1 protein-coding gene is annotated in these 395 nt (G+C 47.8%); it reads left to right on the top strand.

The genetic code is table 11. From position 1 onward, the window contains the following. Positions 1 to 395, top strand: a 395-nt coding sequence (locus CHH91_RS17940) for a TRAP transporter large permease subunit (RefSeq protein ID WP_141234191.1), incomplete at both ends; no start/stop codon positions are given.

Here is a 395-nt window from a genome sequence, read left to right as displayed (position 1 = left end):
CCTTTCCTCTCCTTGCGATCGTTTTCTTTATAACAGCAGGGATTCTGATGAACTATACCGGAATTACGGAAAGAATGCTTAACTTCGCCCAAGTCATGACTGGCCATATGACAGGAGGGCTAGCGAAAGTCAACGTATTGCTCAGTGTGCTGATGGGAGGCTTGTCGGGGTCTAATATCGCGGATGCGGCCATGCAGTCCAAAGTACTTGTGCCGCAAATGACGAAGCGCAATTATCCGCCTGCTTTCTCGACAGCATTAACGGCGGCAACGTCTCTGATTACACCGATCATTCCACCAGGGATAGCCTTAATTATGTACGGCTATATCGGGAACGTGTCTATTGGCAACCTGTTTTTAGCTGGCATTGTACCGGGTTTAATGCTTAGTGTGATT

The organism is Virgibacillus sp. 7505 (assembly GCF_002272135.1).
Classification (GTDB): domain Bacteria; phylum Bacillota; class Bacilli; order Bacillales; family Amphibacillaceae; genus Terribacillus.
Note: the sequence above shows the minus strand (reverse complement) of the source record. Positions and strands in the feature narration are given on the sequence as shown.